General features: G+C 59.6%; 14 protein-coding genes, 1 pseudogene and 1 riboswitch. Of the genes and pseudogenes, 11 read left to right on the forward strand and 4 right to left on the reverse strand.

Features of this window, described 5'->3' with window-relative positions:
• The first annotated feature begins 198 nt into the window (after window positions 1-198).
• A complete protein-coding gene (locus tag BA011_RS04310; protein WP_003577126.1) occupies window positions 199-393 on the forward strand; it encodes a hypothetical protein in 195 nt (64 codons plus the stop codon).
• A gap of 295 nt (window positions 394-688) precedes the next feature.
• On the opposite strand, the gene BA011_RS04320 is transcribed toward BA011_RS04310, so the two are convergent.
• Entirely contained in the window at window positions 689-961 is a 273-nt protein-coding gene (locus tag BA011_RS04320) for a hypothetical protein (protein ID WP_017959920.1), read from the reverse strand.
• Between BA011_RS04320 and BA011_RS44940 the strand changes: the two genes are divergently transcribed.
• From BA011_RS44940 to BA011_RS04335, 3 genes are all read left to right on the forward strand, one after another.
• Window positions 960-1331, forward strand: a complete 372-nt coding sequence (locus BA011_RS44940) for a hypothetical protein (RefSeq protein WP_237352578.1) — start codon at window positions 960-962, stop codon at window positions 1329-1331. The two genes, BA011_RS04320 and BA011_RS44940, sit on opposite strands and share 2 nt — an antisense overlap.
• Window positions 1332-2094: 763 nt before the next feature.
• Complete coding sequence (locus BA011_RS04330; protein WP_065279563.1) at window positions 2095-2439, forward strand: cupin domain-containing protein; 345 nt, start codon at window positions 2095-2097, stop codon at window positions 2437-2439.
• A gap of 253 nt (window positions 2440-2692) precedes the next feature.
• Window positions 2693-4822: a putative bifunctional diguanylate cyclase/phosphodiesterase gene (locus BA011_RS04335; RefSeq protein WP_065279564.1), complete on the forward strand. Its 2130-nt coding sequence runs from the start codon at window positions 2693-2695 to the stop codon at window positions 4820-4822.
• Window positions 4823-5087: 265 nt separating this feature from the next.
• Here the strand turns inward: BA011_RS04335 and BA011_RS04340 are convergent, their stop codons facing one another.
• Entirely contained in the window at window positions 5088-6332 is a 1245-nt protein-coding gene (locus BA011_RS04340) for a cytochrome P450 (protein ID WP_065279565.1), read from the reverse strand.
• 58 nt (window positions 6333-6390) lie between these two features.
• Window positions 6391-7644 (reverse strand): GGDEF domain-containing protein, encoded by a 1254-nt coding sequence (locus BA011_RS04345; protein ID WP_065282409.1) that lies wholly within the window; start codon window positions 7642-7644, stop codon window positions 6391-6393.
• A 436-nt stretch (window positions 7645-8080) separates the two neighbouring features.
• Between BA011_RS04345 and clpP the strand changes: the two genes are divergently transcribed.
• From clpP to BA011_RS04375, 6 genes and pseudogenes are all read left to right on the forward strand, one after another.
• On the forward strand, window positions 8081-8716 hold the full coding sequence (clpP, locus tag BA011_RS04350; protein ID WP_017959926.1) for an ATP-dependent Clp endopeptidase proteolytic subunit ClpP: 636 nt from the start codon (window positions 8081-8083) through the stop codon (window positions 8714-8716).
• Window positions 8717-9012: 296 nt separating this feature from the next.
• Window positions 9013-10290, forward strand: coding sequence for an ATP-dependent Clp protease ATP-binding subunit ClpX (clpX, locus tag BA011_RS04355; RefSeq protein ID WP_003547337.1), 1278 nt, complete (start codon window positions 9013-9015; stop codon window positions 10288-10290).
• 404 nt (window positions 10291-10694) lie between these two features.
• Complete coding sequence (lon, locus tag BA011_RS04360) at window positions 10695-13112, forward strand: endopeptidase La (protein WP_017959927.1); 2418 nt, start codon at window positions 10695-10697, stop codon at window positions 13110-13112.
• Between the two features lie 206 nt (window positions 13113-13318).
• Entirely contained in the window at window positions 13319-13594 is a 276-nt protein-coding gene (gene hupB / locus BA011_RS04365) for a DNA-binding protein HupB (protein ID WP_003547346.1), read from the forward strand.
• Between the two features lie 234 nt (window positions 13595-13828).
• Window positions 13829-13983, forward strand: a riboswitch (FMN riboswitch).
• Window positions 13984-14067: 84 nt separating this feature from the next.
• Window positions 14068-14975: pseudogene (gene ribN / locus BA011_RS04370) on the forward strand (riboflavin transporter RibN).
• An 83-nt stretch (window positions 14976-15058) separates the two neighbouring features.
• On the forward strand, window positions 15059-17269 hold the full coding sequence (locus BA011_RS04375; protein ID WP_186806499.1) for an esterase-like activity of phytase family protein: 2211 nt from the start codon (window positions 15059-15061) through the stop codon (window positions 17267-17269).
• A gap of 89 nt (window positions 17270-17358) precedes the next feature.
• On the opposite strand, the gene BA011_RS04380 is transcribed toward BA011_RS04375, so the two are convergent.
• Entirely contained in the window at window positions 17359-18345 is a 987-nt protein-coding gene (locus BA011_RS04380; protein ID WP_065279566.1) for an aldo/keto reductase, read from the reverse strand.
• 144 nt (window positions 18346-18489) lie between these two features.
• Here BA011_RS04380 and BA011_RS04385 point away from each other — a divergent pair, with 144 nt between their 5' ends.
• The gene (locus BA011_RS04385; RefSeq protein ID WP_065279567.1) at window positions 18490-18891 is read left to right on the forward strand and encodes a cupin domain-containing protein; all 402 of its coding nucleotides are present in this window, start codon (window positions 18490-18492) and stop codon (window positions 18889-18891) included.
• Window positions 18892-18944 lie beyond the last annotated feature (53 nt).

Genomic DNA, 18944 nt, shown 5'->3' on the forward strand with positions numbered 1-18944 from the left:
GATACTCAGCGGTCGTTTGACCTCGCTTGAGGAGGATGATGACGTTGTTTGCCCGACTTCGTTTCTTCGCAATGGTGCAGCGAGTGCGTGATCTCGTCTCGATCCGATACCGAACTACGACGGCAATCTGACGCGTCGTAAACCCTTTGTTCCACTTTTCTAAGATGGTGCTCCCGTATGGCGCGCCCGAGGTTTGTTATGCAAAAGCAAGCTGTCGTATTCAACGGTCAGGAAGTCGGGATCGCGGTCCCTGTCGAAAACCGCCTCAAATTCATCGCTGTCCGCTTCAATGTCATCGACTTGGACAACAGGCTCTTCGACACGGTTACCGAAATCCGGCGCGCCATTACTGAGCATCTCGCGTCCAGCGGTCGTGCGATCACCTCGCACTGAATGGCAGGAGATATTTTTCTACGTCATGCGGCGTCCGTCATCGGAGTCCGACATGAACGCAATCCCCATCTGCTTCACAACGCTGCCCGATTACGAGAACTCAAAGGTGAAGAATGGTGGACGAAAGACCATCAGCCGAGGCGGTTCAATGCCCCACGTCTCAACCATGAAACTCCCGAACACCATCATCGAACTGAATTCTCTCGTGGCTCCGAGGTCGGTTGTCGTGTTGATGTCCGATTGAGGTTCCTTGGGCCCAGAAAGCTGATCGGCCAGTGCTCAGGGCTCTTGCTTCCTACTCACGAACTTCAAGCTTGTCGCCATATTTCAAGGCGAGCCGACGGCAGTCCTCGCAATTCAACATAATGCCCTCCGCAACGACACTCGCGGCGGCGGTCGTGCAAACCGAAACGTCCAGTCTCGCGACATGCAGAATTGCATTACCCAGTAGCATATCGCAGGGCGCAGTCTCGACTTCGGCCCCGCCCACGCTATGCGCAACGACGCCGCGCACGGTCGCCAGCATTCCGCGCTTTCTTAATATGGTTATGTCGGCATCCCTTGCCATGACGATCTCTTCTGCCGCCCGAGGCGCAGGATGTCCGCCCAATACGCCGCATCTGCAACTAAACGGCCGCGAGACACCGAAGTTCCCATCGCCTATCCAGCGGACATTCCAGGAAGAAGCGGTGCTGACCGCCGACAAGAACCATCATCGGCACTACCCGGCCCGTGTCGCCGTCCTGAAGACCTCGCGTTTCCGCGACGAGGAAGAGAACGGAATCGTGGAGGCGCTCGACCCTGCGGGCACGGAGATGAAGGACCTCGTATGGGTCCAGGAATCCTCGTCGGTGAAAGTCCTCCGCGACGGGAACTATCCCGTGATGCGCGGCACCCTCTTTTACAGGGGTCGACATCAACGCCGTAGCCATAGCTAACTGGTTCTCCGTCTTTAACGATCCACAACAGGCCTGACTTAACTTTGATGTTTATTCCCGGGACCGAGGGCTCGCAGGCGTACAATTCGCCGGGAAAGTCCATGCGGTATTTCGCATCTGTTGTGTTTACCAAAGTGATGTTGAATTCGCCGATTTTATAGGCCGAAAACAGGCCCCAGATCGCGGCCCTGTAGGCCCAAGCAAAACCAGTTGCTAGAACGACGCCGGCGAGCAAAATCGGTATGGTCTGGGATCGCCAGTTTTGCAGCAGCCAAATGATGTTCTTTATTATTTGCGGCGGTTCTGCATCGCCGCCACCGCGAGCCGACCTCATTCGAGTCTGATCCTGACAGCATTGGCATCAGAGCTAAATGTAACACTACTTATTCGTGAGTCCACTGTGGTTAGTGGTGGCTTGTTCTCGAGTTCGGCTCGCGGGACAAGCTGTTCGTAAGTGCGGGTCATAAGCTCCTTAGAATCAAGACGAAGCGACAACTCCGCATCCGTCCTTCCCTTGTGGCTGTTCGACAGCCAGTCCGGCGCAAGGCGTGCATGCGATAAATTTTAAAAAAACAATGGTTTAGTTTGTGGTTGTAGAATTGGTCAAGGGTATTTGACGTAAGGAACATGCTTGAGCAAAGGTATGTGAGGAAACAGCCAGACGTACGTGACGCTTCCGCAGGAAAAGCTCTATGATTTCAATAGGGAAGTTGTCAAAGGTATGTGCGAACCACATCTGAGATCAGAGGGATCTACGGCGACCATGACAAATTTCATCACCTTCAGCATTGATGGCGTCCAACCGGAATTCGGCGCCCCCGAAGCCGATCGGATTATCTCCGGCGATCCGCATTTTCGCACCTGGAATCTGGAGGAGGCCGAAGGCGGCCTCTATTCCGGCATCTGGGAGGCGACACTGGGCAAGTGGCGGATCGTTTACGAGGAATGGGAATATTTCAGTCTGCTGTCCGGCCATTCGATCGTGACGGAGGACGGCGGTGAGCCGGTTCATCTGAAGGCGGGCGACCGGATGATCCTCAGGCCCGGCTTCAAGGGGACGTGGGAAGTCATTGAAACGACTCGCAAGGACTATGTGATCAAGGTTTGAGCGGGGCGAACGAAGCCGACCCTGTTCCGTTTTCGGCTTCACCTTGTCGTCTCTTTCACGGCGATAATCCCTGACGGCAAGCAGGCAACGACGGTATTCATGACCCGTTGTCCCGGATTGAAATGCTTTTAACCAATCCCATTAATCGTGCCTACATCGGCAAATGCTAAACCTTGTCTGCAGCGCATTGCGGACATGATGTCTCCTGCCGTCTCATAGACATGGCCTTGCAATTAATCATTCCGGAATTGGCATGTCGTCGAATCTTGCAGGTAGGTACGTTCGAACCCAGACGTCTTCCATCATCGCGACAACGGTCTTCTTCCTAGTCGTCGCCCTCGTATTGACCGGCCTGATGGCACATGTCGTCGTCACGATGACCCGGTCGGCCAACGAGATCGACGATGCCAGGGCCAGTCGCGCCGCCCGCGCGGCGGTCGCAGCCTTTGTGGGTCGCTTGAGCGGGACAACGACGGACAATGCCATATGGGACGATGCCTATAGCGCTGCCTCATCTCCAGCCGCTGCGGATTGGGCCTATGAGAATTGGGGAAAAACCAGCGAGGATTATGCGCTTTATGACGGCGCGATCGTAACCGGCCCTGACCGGTCTTCGATCGTCTCGGCCTATGCCAAAGGCAAGCCCTTCCAGCCGGGCACGTTTTTCGGGGAAGCCTTTTATCAGCAGACCAATGCGGCCGCAGCTCCGGCGAGGGCGCCGGTGGTCAATTTCATCAAGACCGAAAGCGGTATAGCCCTGATCGCCTCGCAGGCGATCCAGCCTTTCGAGGTGACCGCGGAGCTTCCGAAGCTCAGCACGCTGAGTTTCTACAAGGAATTTACATCGGAAGTTATCGACACGCTCTCGAACGAACATGAACTTGAAGGCTTGCGCCTTGAGACGACGCCGAAGCCGGAGTTCCTGAACACGCCGATCACCGACATGAAGGGGGCCGTCATCGGCTATCTCGTCTGGCCCAGCAAAGCGCCGGGAAGCGCCGTGTTTCATCAGGTCTACCCCTATGTCGCAGCCGCTATCGTCATCCTTGCGCTGTTCCTGATCGGCGTTCTGCTGGTTGGCGCCTCCGAGGCGCGGCGCCTGCGCCAATTGGCGCAAACAGCGATTTTCGAAGCCGACCACGATAGCCTGAGCGGCCTGTTGAACAGACACGGGCTTCTCAACCTATTGGAAGAGTTAGAAAATTCGGCCTTTTCGCCACATCGGCTTTATCTCGTCGACCTTGATGGCTTCAAGGCCGTCAACGACGCCTGGGGCCATGCGGTGGGGGACGATTTGATCCGGCTGGTCTCCAAGGCGCTAACCGCCTGCCACCCCGAAATCATTGCCACGGCGCGGCTCGGGGGCGATGAATTTGCGCTGGTGCACGTCGGTTCCGCCACGTGCGGAGATATGGAAAAGACGATTTTGGCGCTGTTTGCCGAGCCCTTCAAAATCGACGGACGAACAATCGAAGTTGGCGCAAGCATAGGAGCTGCTGCTCGCGACGGCGACGTGCCGCCCTTGGAGCTTCTCCGCAGAGCGGACATGGCCCTTTATCGTGCCAAGGCGAATGGCAGAGGCCAGGCGATCGAATACGACCCCGAACTGGACCGGGAACGCCAACGGGTCGCCGAACTAGAAGGCCTGTTGAAGAATGCCATCAGCAGTGGCGCAATCGAGGCCGTTTTCCAACCTCTCGTCTCTGCTTCGACCGGCGCTGTGACCGGTCTTGAAGCACTGGCGCGCTGGCGAACTGCAACCGGAAATATCAGCCCGGAGATTTTCATCCCTCTTGCCGAGAGATGCGGCCTCATCGATGCACTCGGCGTTCATATGCTGAGGACATCGATCGAGCATGCCAAGGGCTGGCCCGATCTGGCATTGTCGGTGAACGTTTCGCCGATCCAGCTCTGCAATCCGGAATTTGCCGCCGAAGTGATCTCGGTCCTGCAGGAGCTCGATTTCAATCCCAACCGCCTGACATTGGAGATCACCGAAGGCGTTCTGATGACAAACCCGGATCAGGCCCGTCGGTCGATAGACCAGCTCAAGCGCGTCGGCATAAAGTTCGCGCTCGACGACTTTGGCTGCGGATACGCCAGCATCGGCGCATTGCGGCAGTTCGGGTTTGATCGCATGAAAATCGACCGTTCACTCGTGTCGGCCCTCGACGAAGGCGCTAATGGCGCTGATGTTCTCCGGGCAACCATCTCGCTCGCGACCGCGCTACGAATTCCCGTTACCGCGGAAGGTATCGAGACTATCCGCCAGGCGGCGATCTTGCGCGACGCCGGCTGCGATCAGCTTCAAGGATATCTGATTGGAAAACCTATGTCGGCATACGACATATCAAGCAGGCTGGAAGAAGAGTCAGCCGCATGATGGCGCAAAAGGTCGTGGCATAGGCTCGGTATTGACGGATCGTTACCGGCGGCGACCGTATTTTCCATTGGATAGTTTTCGGCTGTGGCCGGCTTTTTCTGGCGGTTCCGCTCGCCGCCGCGATTTCCATGGTTGGGGGCGCGGCGGTCGCCTTTCGGCCTTCGGCTTCGGTTTCCTCTACAGGTACAGAATGGGATCCGGTCGCGCGGCGGCGCGATCGAACTGCTCGCCGGCATTCCAGACATTGCCCAGCTCAGAGGACGGATCACCATTGCAGATCCAGCCGGTCCAGCCCGTGGAAATGGTAGACGTCCTTGACCACCGGCGTCTTCGCCAGCCTCAGGCGGGTAAGCCGTTCGAACAGGATCGGCAGCACGACGTTGAGCTCCAGCCGCGCCAGCGGCGCGCCGATGCAGAAATGGATGCCGGCGCCGAAGGAGAGGTTTGCCGCCTCGTTGCGGTCGGGCTTGAAGGTGAGGGGATCGGTGAATTTCGCCGGGTCGAGATTGGCGGCGGCGAGGATGAGGCTAACCTTGTCGCCGCGCTTGAAGGAGACGCCGTCGATTTCGGCAGGCTCCAGGGCCCAGCGCTGGAAGATGTGGACCGGCGCGCAGATGCGCAGGGTTTCCTCGACGGTGCGCTCCGTCGTCGCCTCGTCCCGGAAGAGTACCGCCGGATCGCAGCCGCTGTCGAGAATGGTGCGCACGGAGTTGCCGATCTGATGCACGGTCGCCTCATGTCCGGCATTGAGCAGCACGATCGTCGTCGAGACGAGCTCCTCCTCGGTCAGATATTGGCCCTTATGCTCGGTATGGATCATGTGGGTCAGCAGGTCGTCGCGCGGTTCGACACGGCGTTCTGCGATGACCGTCTTGACGTAGTCGGAAAATTCCTTGGCCGCCCGTTCGGCCTCTTCCTCCTGCTCGCGCGTACGGCCGAACATGTACATGCGGACATAGGCGTGCGACCAGGCGAGCAGTTGCGGCCCCATCTCCTCGGGAATGCCGATCATCCGGGCGATCATCGTCACCGGGATGATGTCGGCAAAGGCCGAGAGCAACTCGATCTCACGCTTCTCCGCGAAGCCGTCGATCAGCCGGTTGGCGAGTTCGGCAAGTTCCGGCTTCATCTTCTCGACATGGCGGGAAACGAAGGCGCGGTTGACGAGCGTGCGGAGCCGCGTGTGCTCCGGCGGTTCGAGTTCGAGCAGGGAATAGCGCTCCGAGAGATCGAAACTGGCAAGATGCGGCATCGGCTCGGCAAGGCCGAGCTCCTCGCGGCTGGCGATATGCAGGATCTGCCGGCCGAAGCGCCGGTCGCGCAGCAGGCCGTTCACATGGTCGTAACCCGTGAAGAACCACTGCTTCTGCTCGCTCCAATAGAAGGTCGGGCAATGGGCATGAAGTGCGGCATAGACGGCATTCGGGTTGCCGTAGAAGGCCGGGTTGCGGCCGTCCAGCGAGACATGACGGTTGACGCGGTCGATCGAGAGAAAGGATGGGATCATCATGTCCCGAGCCTTATCGGATTTGCCGGACCTCGGAAAGATGTGGGGCAGGGATCCCGGACTACCCGGCCCGCGACAGCGTGCCCATGCGTCGCAGCGCTTCGACCTGGTCGTCGACCGTCGGCACGAGTTCGCCGGCAGTGCTGTTCGGCGTGGCTGGTGCAGGGGCTGCGGCCTCCGCTTCGCCGAAGGTGACCGTGCAGTTGCGGCCGGCGGCCTTCGCCGCATAGAGCGCCCGGTCGGCGGCCGAGATCAGCTTGTCGATATTGGCTTCGATCGAGGAGGCGAGCGCGATGCCGATGCTGACGGTGACCGGAACGATCGCTTCGCCGGTGCTGATGGGAAGACGGCAGAATTCGGTGCGGATCGCTTCGGCGATCGCCTCGGCTTCCGTCTGGTCCGCGACGGCGGCGAAGGCGGCGAATTCCTCGCCGCCCATGCGGCCGAAGATGTTGTTCGGAATATACTGGCGGGCCATGCGCGCAAAGGCGGTCAACACGGCATCGCCGGACTGGTGGCCGAAACGGTCATTGACGCGCTTGAAATGGTCAAGATCGAAAAGGATCACCGCAACCTGGCGCTGCTCGTTATGAGCACGTTCCTGGATGCCGTTGAAATAGCCGAGCAGGCCGCGGCGGTTGAGCACGCCGGTCAGCGAGTCGGTCAGGGTGAGGGCACGCAGGTGCCGTTCGGAGCGCTCCATGATCAGCCGGCAGGTGAACGCGAAGGCGATGGTCAGCAGGAAGGCGCTGGCCATGGCGGAGGCGCCGCCAAGATTGGTCGCCTCGATATCGCTTGGCATCGTCAATGCCATCGTCAGCGCCGAGCCGAAGCACAGGCAGCCCTGGAGGATGAACACACCCATGAGCTTGATGCGGGTACGCTCACGGCGCATGTCGCCGGCGGCGACCGCCATGGCGAGTGCCGTCGCACCCGTCGCCGAAGCAAGGTTGTAGAGCACCACCCGGTTTGAATAATCGCTGTTGACCCAGGGCAGGAAGACACCGGCGAGCCAAATTACCGGCGGCAGCAGTGCCCACCATTCGATCCTCTTGCGGTCGAGTGCCAGAAAACCAGCCACCCAGGCGCTCTGGCCGAGCAGGGCGATGGCATTGCCCGCCTCTACTGAAAGCACGCTGGGGATTTCGCCGCGCAGCGCGACCATCGCAAAGCCGATGCCGGTCAGGAGGAAGCCCAGGCCCCAATAGAGATAGGCCTCGTTCCTGACATTGTGGCGCCAGGCGACGAACAGCACCAAAGCGAGCGTCATGGCCTCGGAACACCAGATGGCGAGACCTGTAGCGAAATTGAACACGGCAGCAACCCCTTGTCTGTCCGTTCGCATCCTTGCCGAGGAAGCTCGCTACTTCCTTAATGTCGCTGCGCTGCGGCATTGTTTTAGGCCGATATCTGCCGGTAGGCTTTCCGTCGGGTAAACGTGCATGAGTATTGTCGAATAGAGTAAGCCTTCCTTCATCCTGTCATGGAGAAAAGCCGGGGGAGACCGTACAAAGAGCTCGCCGTTAACAGGCGTTTGAGGGAAAGAGGCTCAATGCATGTCGCCCGGAAGTGTGCAGCGGTTCCGGGATAACGACATGCATGAAAAGAAGGAGCTTAGCCGCCTTGCCCCGCCTTCTTAACGTTATCCTCATGCGTGTCTTGAAGAGAAGGGCCGGGACACTCTATGTAGGGGTAAGAGATTTTTCTTTGATTCCCGGCGCCGGCCGGCGAGACGTTGACAAAGGACGCACATGAGAAACCCAGTCGATACCGCAATGGCCCTCGTTCCGATGGTCGTGGAACAGACCAACCGCGGTGAACGCTCCTACGACATTTATTCCCGCCTGTTGAAGGAACGCATCATCTTCCTGACAGGTGCTGTCGAGGACCATATGGCGACGCTCGTCTGCGCCCAGCTGCTCTTCCTCGAGGCGGAAAACCCGAAGAAGGAAATCGCCCTCTACATCAATTCGCCCGGTGGCGTCGTCACCGCCGGTATGGCGATCTACGATACGATGCAGTTCATCAAGCCCGCGGTTTCGACGCTCTGCATCGGCCAGGCCGCGTCCATGGGCTCGCTGCTTCTCGCAGCCGGCCACAAGGACATGCGCTTTGCCACGCCGAATTCACGCATCATGGTGCACCAGCCCTCGGGCGGCTTTCAGGGCCAGGCTTCGGACATCGAGCGTCATGCCCGCGACATCCTCAAGATGAAGCGCCGCCTGAACGAGGTCTACGTCAAGCACACGGGCCGGACCTATGAGGAAGTTGAAAAGACGCTCGATCGTGACCATTTCATGGATGCGGACGAAGCCCAGAGCTGGGGCGTGATCGACAAGGTTCTGACGTCGCGCCTCGAAATGGAAGGCGAGCAGGCTAGTAATTAATAGGGATGGTGTTTTCCTCGCCACAGTTCTATCCCATTTGTGATTGAACAAGGGCTTTCATCCGGCGACGAAGACGCTAATAGTAACTATTAATGCTATGTTGAATTTTTATGACATAGCATTCGGCATTCGAAGGGGAATTCGTTGCCGCCGGGGCCAGGACATGATTGGTTGGGCCCGGTTCGTAGCCCCTGAAGCCCTTCTCGGCAAAGGCTCCGGAAACGGAGTGCCGCCAGGAGCTGATAGAGTGGACCGCGATTTCGCCTTGAAATGCGGCGTGCTGGAAGGAAAGTGATATGAGCAAGGTCAGCGGCAGCAACGGCGGCGACTCCAAGAACACTCTTTATTGTTCGTTCTGCGGAAAGAGCCAGCACGAAGTCCGGAAACTGATTGCCGGACCGACCGTCTTCATCTGCGATGAATGCGTCGAATTGTGCATGGACATCATCCGTGAGGAAAACAAGTCCTCGATGGTCAAGTCCCGCGACGGCGTTCCGACGCCCCAGGACATCATCAAGGTCCTCGACGAATATGTCATCGGCCAGCGGCAGGCGAAGAAGATCCTGTCGGTAGCCGTACACAACCATTACAAGCGCCTGGCGCACGCCTCCAAGAACGGCGAAGTCGAGCTGGCGAAGTCGAACATCATGCTCGTCGGTCCGACCGGCTGCGGCAAAACTTATCTTGCCCAGACGCTTGCCCGCATCATCGACGTTCCCTTCACCATGGCTGATGCGACGACGCTGACCGAGGCCGGTTATGTCGGCGAGGATGTCGAAAACATCATCCTGAAGCTGCTGCAGTCGGCCGACTACAACGTCGAGCGTGCACAGCGCGGCATCGTCTACATCGACGAAGTCGACAAGATTTCGCGCAAGTCCGACAACCCCTCGATTACCCGTGACGTCTCGGGCGAGGGCGTGCAGCAGGCGCTGCTGAAGATCATGGAAGGCACGGTCGCTTCCGTTCCGCCGCAGGGCGGCCGCAAGCACCCGCAGCAGGAATTCCTGCAGGTCGACACGACGAACATCCTGTTCATCTGCGGCGGCGCTTTTGCCGGCCTCGACAAGATCATCTCTGCCCGTGGCGAGAAGACCTCGATCGGCTTTGGCGCTAGCGTCAAGTCGCAGGATGACCGCCGCGTCGGCGAGGTTCTGCGCGAACTGGAGCCTGAAGATCTGGTCAAGTTCGGCCTGATCCCTGAGTTCATCGGCCGCTTGCCGGTTCTGGCGACGCTCGAGGACCTCGATGAGGACGCGCTGATCCAGATCCTGTCCGAGCCGAAGAACGCGTTGATCAAGCAGTATCAGCGCCTGTTCGAGATGGAAGACGTGGAATTGAACTTCCACGAGGACGCTCTTCGCGAAATCGCCCGCAAGGCGATCGTGCGCAAGACCGGCGCCCGCGGCCTTCGCTCGATCATGGAGAAGATCCTGCTCGACACGATGTTCGAACTGCCGACGCTGGAAGGTGTGCGCGAGGTCGTCATCTCCGAGGAAGTGGTGCGCGGTTCGGCCCGTCCGCTTTACATCTATGCCGATCGCCAGGAAGAAAAAGCCAACGCTTCGGCGTGATCTTTACCGCTTTCGCGTGATTATTTTGGGGGCTTGCCATAGGCAGGCCCCTTTCTATTTGAAAAACCATGCAAGGCACTGTTAGTATTTGCCCGTGGGAACCGAAATTGCCTTTGCCGATGTTGCGCAAGGGATCGTGCTTGGCAATGATGCAATGTTTCCGTAAGCCTCTTGCTGGTGTTTGTATTTTAGCCGGCTCGGAAGTGGTAAGCGCCGGTCCAGCCACGCGCTTCATAGTGTTGGCGTTCCGTTGTAATAATGCCGTCACATCCGAGGGACGCGGGCGTTAGCGTGGCTTGAAAAGCGTAGTCAGAACCTCCACTTGTAGCAACAAGTGAGAGTGCCGGCCGGTCCCAAGCGGCCGTGCAGAGAGCCCGGCAACGGGACGATGGAAAGGACATAAAATGACGAAGAAAACGTCTGTAGCGAGCAGCACTGCCTACCCTGTTCTGCCCCTGCGCGACATCGTGGTTTTCCCGCATATGATCGTGCCGCTGTTCGTCGGACGGGAAAAGTCGATCCGTGCGCTCGAAGAGGTCATGGGTTCCGACAAGCAGATCATGCTGGTGACGCAGATCAACGCCAGCGACGACGATCCGGATCCTTCCGCGATCCACAATGTCGGCACCGTGGCAAACGTGCTGCAGCTCTTGAAGCTGCCCGACGGCACCGTCAAGGTTCTGGTCGAAGGCCGCGCCCGCGCCGAGATCGACACCTATACCAGCCGTGAGGATTTCTATGAGGCGCTTGGCCATGTGCTCGAGGAGCCGCATGACGATCCGGTCGAACTGGAAGCCTTGTCGCGTTCGGTCGTCTCCGAATTCGAGAGCTACGTGAAGCTCAACAAGAAGATTTCGCCCGAAGTGGTCGGCGCCGCAAGCCAGATCGACGACTATTCCAAGCTCGCCGATACGGTCGCCTCGCATCTGTCGATCAAGATCACCGAGAAGCAGGAGATGCTGGAAACCACCAGCGTCAAGCAGCGCCTCGAAAAGGCCCTCGGCTTCATGGAAGGCGAGATCTCGGTGCTGCAGGTCGAAAAGCGCATCCGCTCGCGCGTCAAGCGCCAGATGGAGAAGACTCAGCGCGAGTATTACCTCAATGAACAGATGAAGGCGATCCAGAAGGAACTCGGCGACGGCGAGGAAGGCCGCGACGAGATGAGCGAACTGGAAGAGCGCATCTCCAAGACCAAGCTGTCCAAGGAAGCCCGTGAAAAGGCCGATGCGGAGCTGAAGAAGCTGCGCCAGATGAGCCCGATGTCGGCGGAAGCCACCGTCGTGCGCAATTATCTGGACTGGCTGCTCGGCATTCCCTGGGGCAAGAAGTCGAAGATCAAGGCCGATCTCAACAATGCCGAGAAGATCCTCGAAGCCGATCACTTCGGTCTCGACAAGGTCAAGGAGCGCATCGTCGAATATCTGGCCGTGCAGGCCCGTGCTACCAAGATCAAGGGCCCTATCCTCTGCCTCGTCGGCCCTCCGGGCGTCGGCAAGACCTCGCTCGCCCAGTCGATCGCCAAGGCGACCGGCCGTGAGTATGTCCGCATGGCGCTTGGCGGCGTTCGCGACGAAGCCGAAATCCGTGGTCACCGCCGCACCTATATCGGCTCGATGCCCGGCAAAGTCATCCAGTCGATGAAGAAGGCGAAGAAGTCCAACCCGCTGTTCCTGCTCGACGAAATCGACAAGCTCGGCCAGGACTATCGCGGCGATCCGTCTTCGGCTCTGCTCGAAGTGCTCGATCCGGCGCAGAACATGACCTTCATGGACCACTATCTGGAAGTCGAGTACGACCTGTCGGATGTGATGTTCATCACGACGGCGAATACACTGAATATTCCAGCGCCCCTGATGGATCGCATGGAGATCATCCGTATCGCCGGCTACACCGAGGATGAAAAGCGCGAGATCGCCAAGCGGCACCTGCTGCCGAAGGCCATCAAGGAACATGCGTTGCAGCCGGAAGAATTCTCGGTCAGCGACGACGCCCTGATGGCGATCAGCCAGCAGTACACCCGCGAAGCCGGCGTCCGCAACTTCGAACGCGAACTGATGAAACTCGCCCGCAAGGCGGTCACCGAGATCATCAAGGGCAAGACGAAGGCCGTTCACGTGACGGCGGCCAACATCTCCGACTACCTGGGCGTCCCGCGCTTCCGCCATGGCGAAGCAGAGGGCGAGGATCAGGTCGGCGTCGTGACCGGTCTTGCCTGGACGGAAGTCGGTGGCGAGCTGCTGACCATCGAAGGCGTGATGATGCCGGGCAAGGGCCGCATGACGGTCACCGGCAATCTGAAGGAAGTCATGAAGGAATCGATCTCGGCAGCGGCCTCCTATGTCCGCTCGCGCGCTGTCGATTTCGGCATCGAGCCGCCGCGCTTCGACAAGAGCGACATCCACGTGCACGTGCCGGAAGGCGCGACGCCGAAGGATGGCCCCTCGGCCGGCGTCGCCATGGCAACCGCGATCGTCTCGATCATGACCGGGATCCCGGTGGACAGGCATGTGGCCATGACCGGTGAAATCACCCTTCGCGGCCGTGTGCTGCCGATCGGCGGTCTCAAGGAAAAGTTGCTCGCAGCGCTTCGCGGCGGCATCAAGAAGGTGCTGATTCCGGAGGAAAACGCCAAGGACCTGGCGGAGATTCCTGATAACGTGAAGAACAACATGGAGATCATCCCGGTATCCCGCATGGGCGAGGTGATCAAGCATGCGTTGATCCGGCGGCCGGAGCCGATCGAATGGGACGGCACGGTGGAAACGCCGGTCATCGCAACGGTCGAAGGCCTCGATGAGACAGGCGCAACCATAGCGCATTGAGTGGCCTTTGCCACATTTATGCCCAATTGGCCCAAAACACGCAAAAAGGCTGGCGGAAACGCCAGCCTTTTTTGTGAAAACGTCATGTAGACGCTTGCTTTTCCTTGATTTGCAGGGCTTTTGGGTTTTCGGCGGGCCTGATGAAACCTATTCTGCGCCTAGCTTACTTTTGAGTCGTTTCATACCATTTAGAAAGGGGTGGAAACATGAACAAGAATGAACTCGTGTCCGCAGTAGCCGAAAAGGCAGGACTGACGAAGTCTGACGCGGCTTCCGCTGTTGACGCGGTTTTTGACGTTGTCCAGGCTGAACTCAAGAACAAGGGCGACATCCGCCTCGCGGGTTTCGGCAGCTTCACCGTTTCTCATCGTGCCGCATCGAAGGGCCGTAACCCGTCGACGGGCGCTGAAGTCGACATTCCGGCTCGCAACGTTCCGAAATTCACGCCCGGCAAGGGCCTGAAGGACGCCGTCAACGGCTGATCTGAGATTATCCACCAGCCGGAAACGAGACCAGCTGTGCAGGATTTGAGAGGGGTTCGGCTTTGCCGAACCCCTTTTGCTTTAGAGCATGATGCCGAAAAGTGTGAGCGGTTTTCGGACGACATCATGCTCTACTTTTTGATTTAGATTCGGATTCAGATTTTAGGCCGATCCGGCCTAAAATCATCTGGATCTAGGAGCACTTGCCGCCGCGCGGGCTTTGATCTACGACGTTTCTGTTCTCAGGGCGGGGTGAAACTCCCCACCGGCGGTAAGGGTTTCGGCTCGAGCCCGCGAGCGCCTTTCCCCGTGTCCAAGCGGGGGAGGGGTCAGCAGATCCGGTGCGATTCCGGAGCCGACGGTTAAAGTCCGGATGGAAGAGAATGAGCGTCGGTCGTGCGAGGGTGGGGATCCGCCATGTCGTTCGTGTCCGTGCCTCATGCGTCCTGATTTATGTTGGTCCCTGGTCACGGATGAAAGACATGAATCAGAATTCCCTTGCAGTCGAGCCGTCCCGCGCCGTTGTCGGCGCACTTTGGATGGTCCTTGCCGGCATTGCCTTTTCGCTTCTCAACGTCGTCACCCAATGGCTGACGATGAAGCTTGCCTTTCCCTCGGCGTCGGCAGCCTTCTGGCAATATGGCTTCGCCTTCCTGTTTTCGCTGCCGTTCCTGAAGAGGCTCGGCCTTGCAGCGATGTGCACACACTATCCCTGGCGCCATCTTGCGCGCGTCGCGCTTGCCGCGCTCGGCGTCGAGGCTTGGGTTGCCGGCCTTGCCACGGTGCCGATCTGGCAGGCGATTGCACTGGTGATGACCTCGCCCTTCTTCATCATTCTGGGCGCCCGGCTATTTCTGGGTGAGCGTGTCGGCCCGGCCCGCTGGGCTGCGACGGCGGCGGGCTTCACCGGGGCGATGATCATTCTGCAGCCATGGTCTGATGGTTTTGGCTGGGCGGCTCTCTTGCCTGTGCTTTCGGCGCTGCTGTGGGGCGGCTCGTCGCTGATCACCAAGAGCCTGACAGGCATCGAACGGCCGGAGACGATCACCGTCTGGCTGCTCGTTCTGCTGACGCCGATAAATGGCGGGCTGGCGCTTGCGGCAGGTTTTGCAGTGCGACGGGTGCAACCCTTGCCCTGTTGCTGCTGGCGGGGCTGCTGACTGCCGTAGCGCAGTATTTCCTGACGCTCGCCTATGCTGCAGCCGATGCCGCCTACGTCCAGCCGTTCGACGATCTGAAGCTGCCGTTGAACGTGCTGGCCGGTTGGCTGTTCTTCGGTTATGCGCCGGCGGGCTACCTCTGGCTGGGAGCGGCTCTTATTCTCTCCGCTTCTCTGTTCATCATGCGCAACGAGATGCGCCGGGAGCGGAAACTCGCCTGACATGATCTGACGCAAAATGCCGCATCTGTCATGCCTCTGTCATGCCGCTCCCGCAGAAAACTCATGTTTCGAATGTTCGACACATGGGGGATTTCATGACAATTTCATCGCGCAAGGCAGCGCTTGCTGCCGTGCTTCTCGCATCCGTTGCCTTCCCGGCCGCGGCCGAGCCGGTTTTCAACCGCATCGCTTCCTTCCCGGTCGCAGAGAACCTGCCGGTCGACAAGGACAAGCTGTCGGTGAGCTCCGCCGAGATCATCACCGCGACCGACGACGGCAACACGCTGATCTATAGCGACAGCCCGCTCGGCGCGATCGGCTTTATCGACATTACCGATGCCAAGGGCCCCAAGGCCGGCGGCGCGCTGATGATGGACGGCGAGCCGACTTCGGTCACCTCGAGCGCCGGCAAGGCGTTCGTTGCCGTCAACACCTCCGAAAGCAAGGCGAAGCCCTCGGGCCGTCTGGCGATCGTCGACGTGGCGAGCAAGAAGATCGAAAGCACGTGCGATCTCGGCGGTCAGCCGGATTCGATCGCCCTCAACAAGGACAAGACGCTCGGCGCCATAGCGATCGAAAACGAGCGCGACGAAGACGTCAATGACGGCAAGATCCCGCAGATGCCGGCCGGCGATCTCGTCGTCTTCCAGGTCAAGAACGGCACCGTCGATTGCGGCACCATCAAGCACGTGGCGCTGACCGGGCTTACCGGCGTCGCCCCGGAGGATCCGGAGCCGGAATTCGTCGCCTTCAACAGCCTGAATGAGATTGCCCTGACGCTGCAGGAAAACAACGAGATCGTCATCATCGACGCCAACACGGCTGAAGTGAAGACGCATTTCTCCGCCGGCAGCGTCGATCTCTCCGGTATCGACACCAAGCGTGACGGCGCCCTGAAATTCTCAGGCGAAGCCAAAGGCGTGCTGCGCGAGCCCGACGCCGTGAAGTGGCTGGACGACAACCGCCTCGTCGTCGCCAATGAAGGCGACTACCAGGGCGGCTCACGCGGCTTCACCATCTTCGACAAGACGGGCAAGCTTCTCTACGAATCGGGCGCTTCCTTCGAACGCGCCGTCGCCCATATCGGCCACTATCCGGAAAGCCGCTCGGGATCGAAGGGTGTCGAGCCCGAAGGCCTCGAAGCCGCCAAGTTCGGCGACATCAATTATTTCTTCCTGCTCGCCGAACGTGCCTCGGTCGTCGGCGTCTATAAGGATACCGGCGCCGATCCCGAACTCGTCCAGCTGCTGCCATCAGGCATTTCGCCGGAAGGCGCGATCGCCATTCCCGCCCGCAATCTCTTTGCGACCGCCAACGAGGTCGATCTCGGCAAGGATGGCGGCACGCGTTCGCATGTGATGATCTACGAGCGCTCGGAAGGCGAGAAGGCCTATCCGCAGATCGTTTCCGCCGAGAAGGACGGCAATCCGATCGGCTTTGCAGCCCTTTCGGGTCTCGCCGCCGTTCCGGGCAAACCGGGCATGCTCTACGCCGTCAGTGACAGCGTTCTGGGCTCGCAGCCGACGATCTACTCGATCGATGCCAGCAAGAAGCCGGCCGTCATCATCGACGCCCTCGTCGTCAAGCGTGACGGCGCCCCGGCCCAGAAGCTCGACATCGAAGGCATCGCGGCTGCCGCCGATGGCTCCTTCTGGCTCGCCTCGGAAGGCTACAGCGAGCGTCTCGTCCCGCACGCCCTCTACAACGTCAATGCCAAGGGCGACATCAGGGCCGAGATCGCCCTGCCGAAGGAGCTCGTCGCCAACGAAATCCGCTACGGCTTCGAAGGCGTGACCATTGTCGGTACCGGCGACGACATCACGCTCTGGATGGCGGTCCAGCGTGAGTGGAGCGACGACGAGAAGGGCTTCGTCAAGCTCGTCTCCTACAATCCGAAGAAGAAGGAATGGGGTGCCGTTCGCTATCCGCTCGACAAGACGGAAAGCGGCTGGGTCGGCCTGTCGGAAATCTCGGCTCAGGGCGACAGCGTTTACATCATCGAGCGCGACAATCTCGTCGGCGATGCCGCCAGGCTGAAGAAGCTCTACAAGGTGGCGATATCGGAGCTGAAGCCCGCCAAGCTCGGCGGCGAGTTGCCGGTCGTCAAGAAGACCGAAGCCCATGACTTCCTCGGTGAGCTGAAGTCTGCCACCAACGGCTATGTGCTGGACAAGCTCGAAGGCTTCACTTTCGACGCGTCGGGCAAGCCCTACGCGGTCACCGACAATGACGGCGTCAGCGACTCCTCCGGCGAGACCCTGTTCTTCCCGGTCGACCTGACCGCCACGAACTGAGCTTCTGATAGTTACACGACAGAAAAATGGCCGGGCGAAAACCCGGCCATTTTGCCTTTCGGCCATTTGCATTTTGGAATATCGATAGCCTACCAGCGCTGGTGCACATGCGGCGCGATCAGCCGCTCATAGATCTCGCGCGTTGCCGCCATGACATCGGCTGACAGCGGCGCAAGGTCGGCGGCAGCCGCGTTGGCCCTGGCCTGCTCGGCATTGCGGGCGCCGGGGATGACGACGGTGACAGCGTCGCTCATCAGAATCCAGCGGAGCGCGAAGGCAGCCATGGTCGTGCCCTCGGGCACCAGCTTGCGCACCTCTTCCACCGCCTGCAGGCCGACCTCGAAGGGAACGCCGGCAAAGGTCTCGCCGACATCGAAGGCCTCGCCGTTGCGGTTGAAATTGCGGTGGTCGTCGCTGGCAAAATGTGTGTCCCGGGTGATCTTGCCGGAGAGAAGACCGCTGGCGAGCGGCACACGGGCGATGATCGCCACATTCCTGCGGCGCGCTTCCTGGAAGAAGAGGTGGTCGGGGCGCTGGCGGAAGATGTTGTAGATGATCTGGATGCTGACGACGCCGGGATATTCGATCGCCTTCAGCCCGTCTTCGACCTTTTCGACGCTGACACCGTAACCCTTGATCTTGCCGGCCTTCTGCAGCGCGTTCAGGCCCTCGAAGACCTCAGGCTGGTAAAGCACTTCGCGCGGCGGGCAGTGGAGCTGCACGAGGTCGAGGCTGTCGACGGCAAGATTCGCCAGGCTGCGGTCGATGAAGCCTTCAAGATTAGCCTTGGTGTAGCCTTCGGCGACATGCGGGTTGAGGCGGCGGCCCGCCTTGGTGGCGACCATCGGGCGTTCGCCACCGCGCGTCTTCAGCACGTCGGCAATGATTTTTTCAGAGCGGCCATCGCCATAGACATCGGCCGTATCGATGAATGTCATGCCGGCATCGAGCGCGGCATTCAGCGCCGCGCGCCCGTCGGCCTCGCTGACATCACCCCAGGAGCCGCCGATCTGCCATGCGCCGAAGCCGACATTGGTGACGGTGAAGGGCATGCGGCCAAAAGCATGGTGTTTCATGAAAAATCCTCCGTAGGTGAAAGGTGTTGGAATTATCAGTCGGGTGAGTCCGCAGCAATTGCCGATCCAGCTTTGATTGGTCGCCTCGATGAAATATCGTCGCGATATAGGGCTTCAACCGCAATCAATGGAAAAGGAAAGATCATGGAGATCAAACCCGTCGGCTCTCGCTCCTCGACGAAGCCACCGGCCGACTATTTCACCGGCACCGTTCGCCAGGATCCGCTGATGGAAACGCCGGCGCCGGCACGGGTGAGGGCGGTCTCCGTCACCTTCGAACCCGGCGCCCGCACGGCCTGGCATACGCATCCGCTCGGCCAGACGCTGATCGTGACATCAGGCAAGGGCCTCGCTCAGAGTTGGGGTGGGGACATCCGCGAGATCCGTGCCGGCGATACCGTCTGGTTCGCGCCGGGCGAAAAACATTGGCACGGTGCTGCCCCGGATACGGCGATGACGCACATCGCCATTCATGAGGCGCTGGACGGCAATCACGTCGACTGGATGGAAAAGGTCAGCGACGAGCAATATTCCGGCCAGGCGTAAAGCATGTCACGCAAAAGTGTGCAGCGGTTTTGCGGTGAAGACATGCGCAAGAC

This window comes from Rhizobium leguminosarum, from assembly GCF_001679785.1.
Classification (GTDB): domain Bacteria; phylum Pseudomonadota; class Alphaproteobacteria; order Rhizobiales; family Rhizobiaceae; genus Rhizobium; species Rhizobium leguminosarum_R.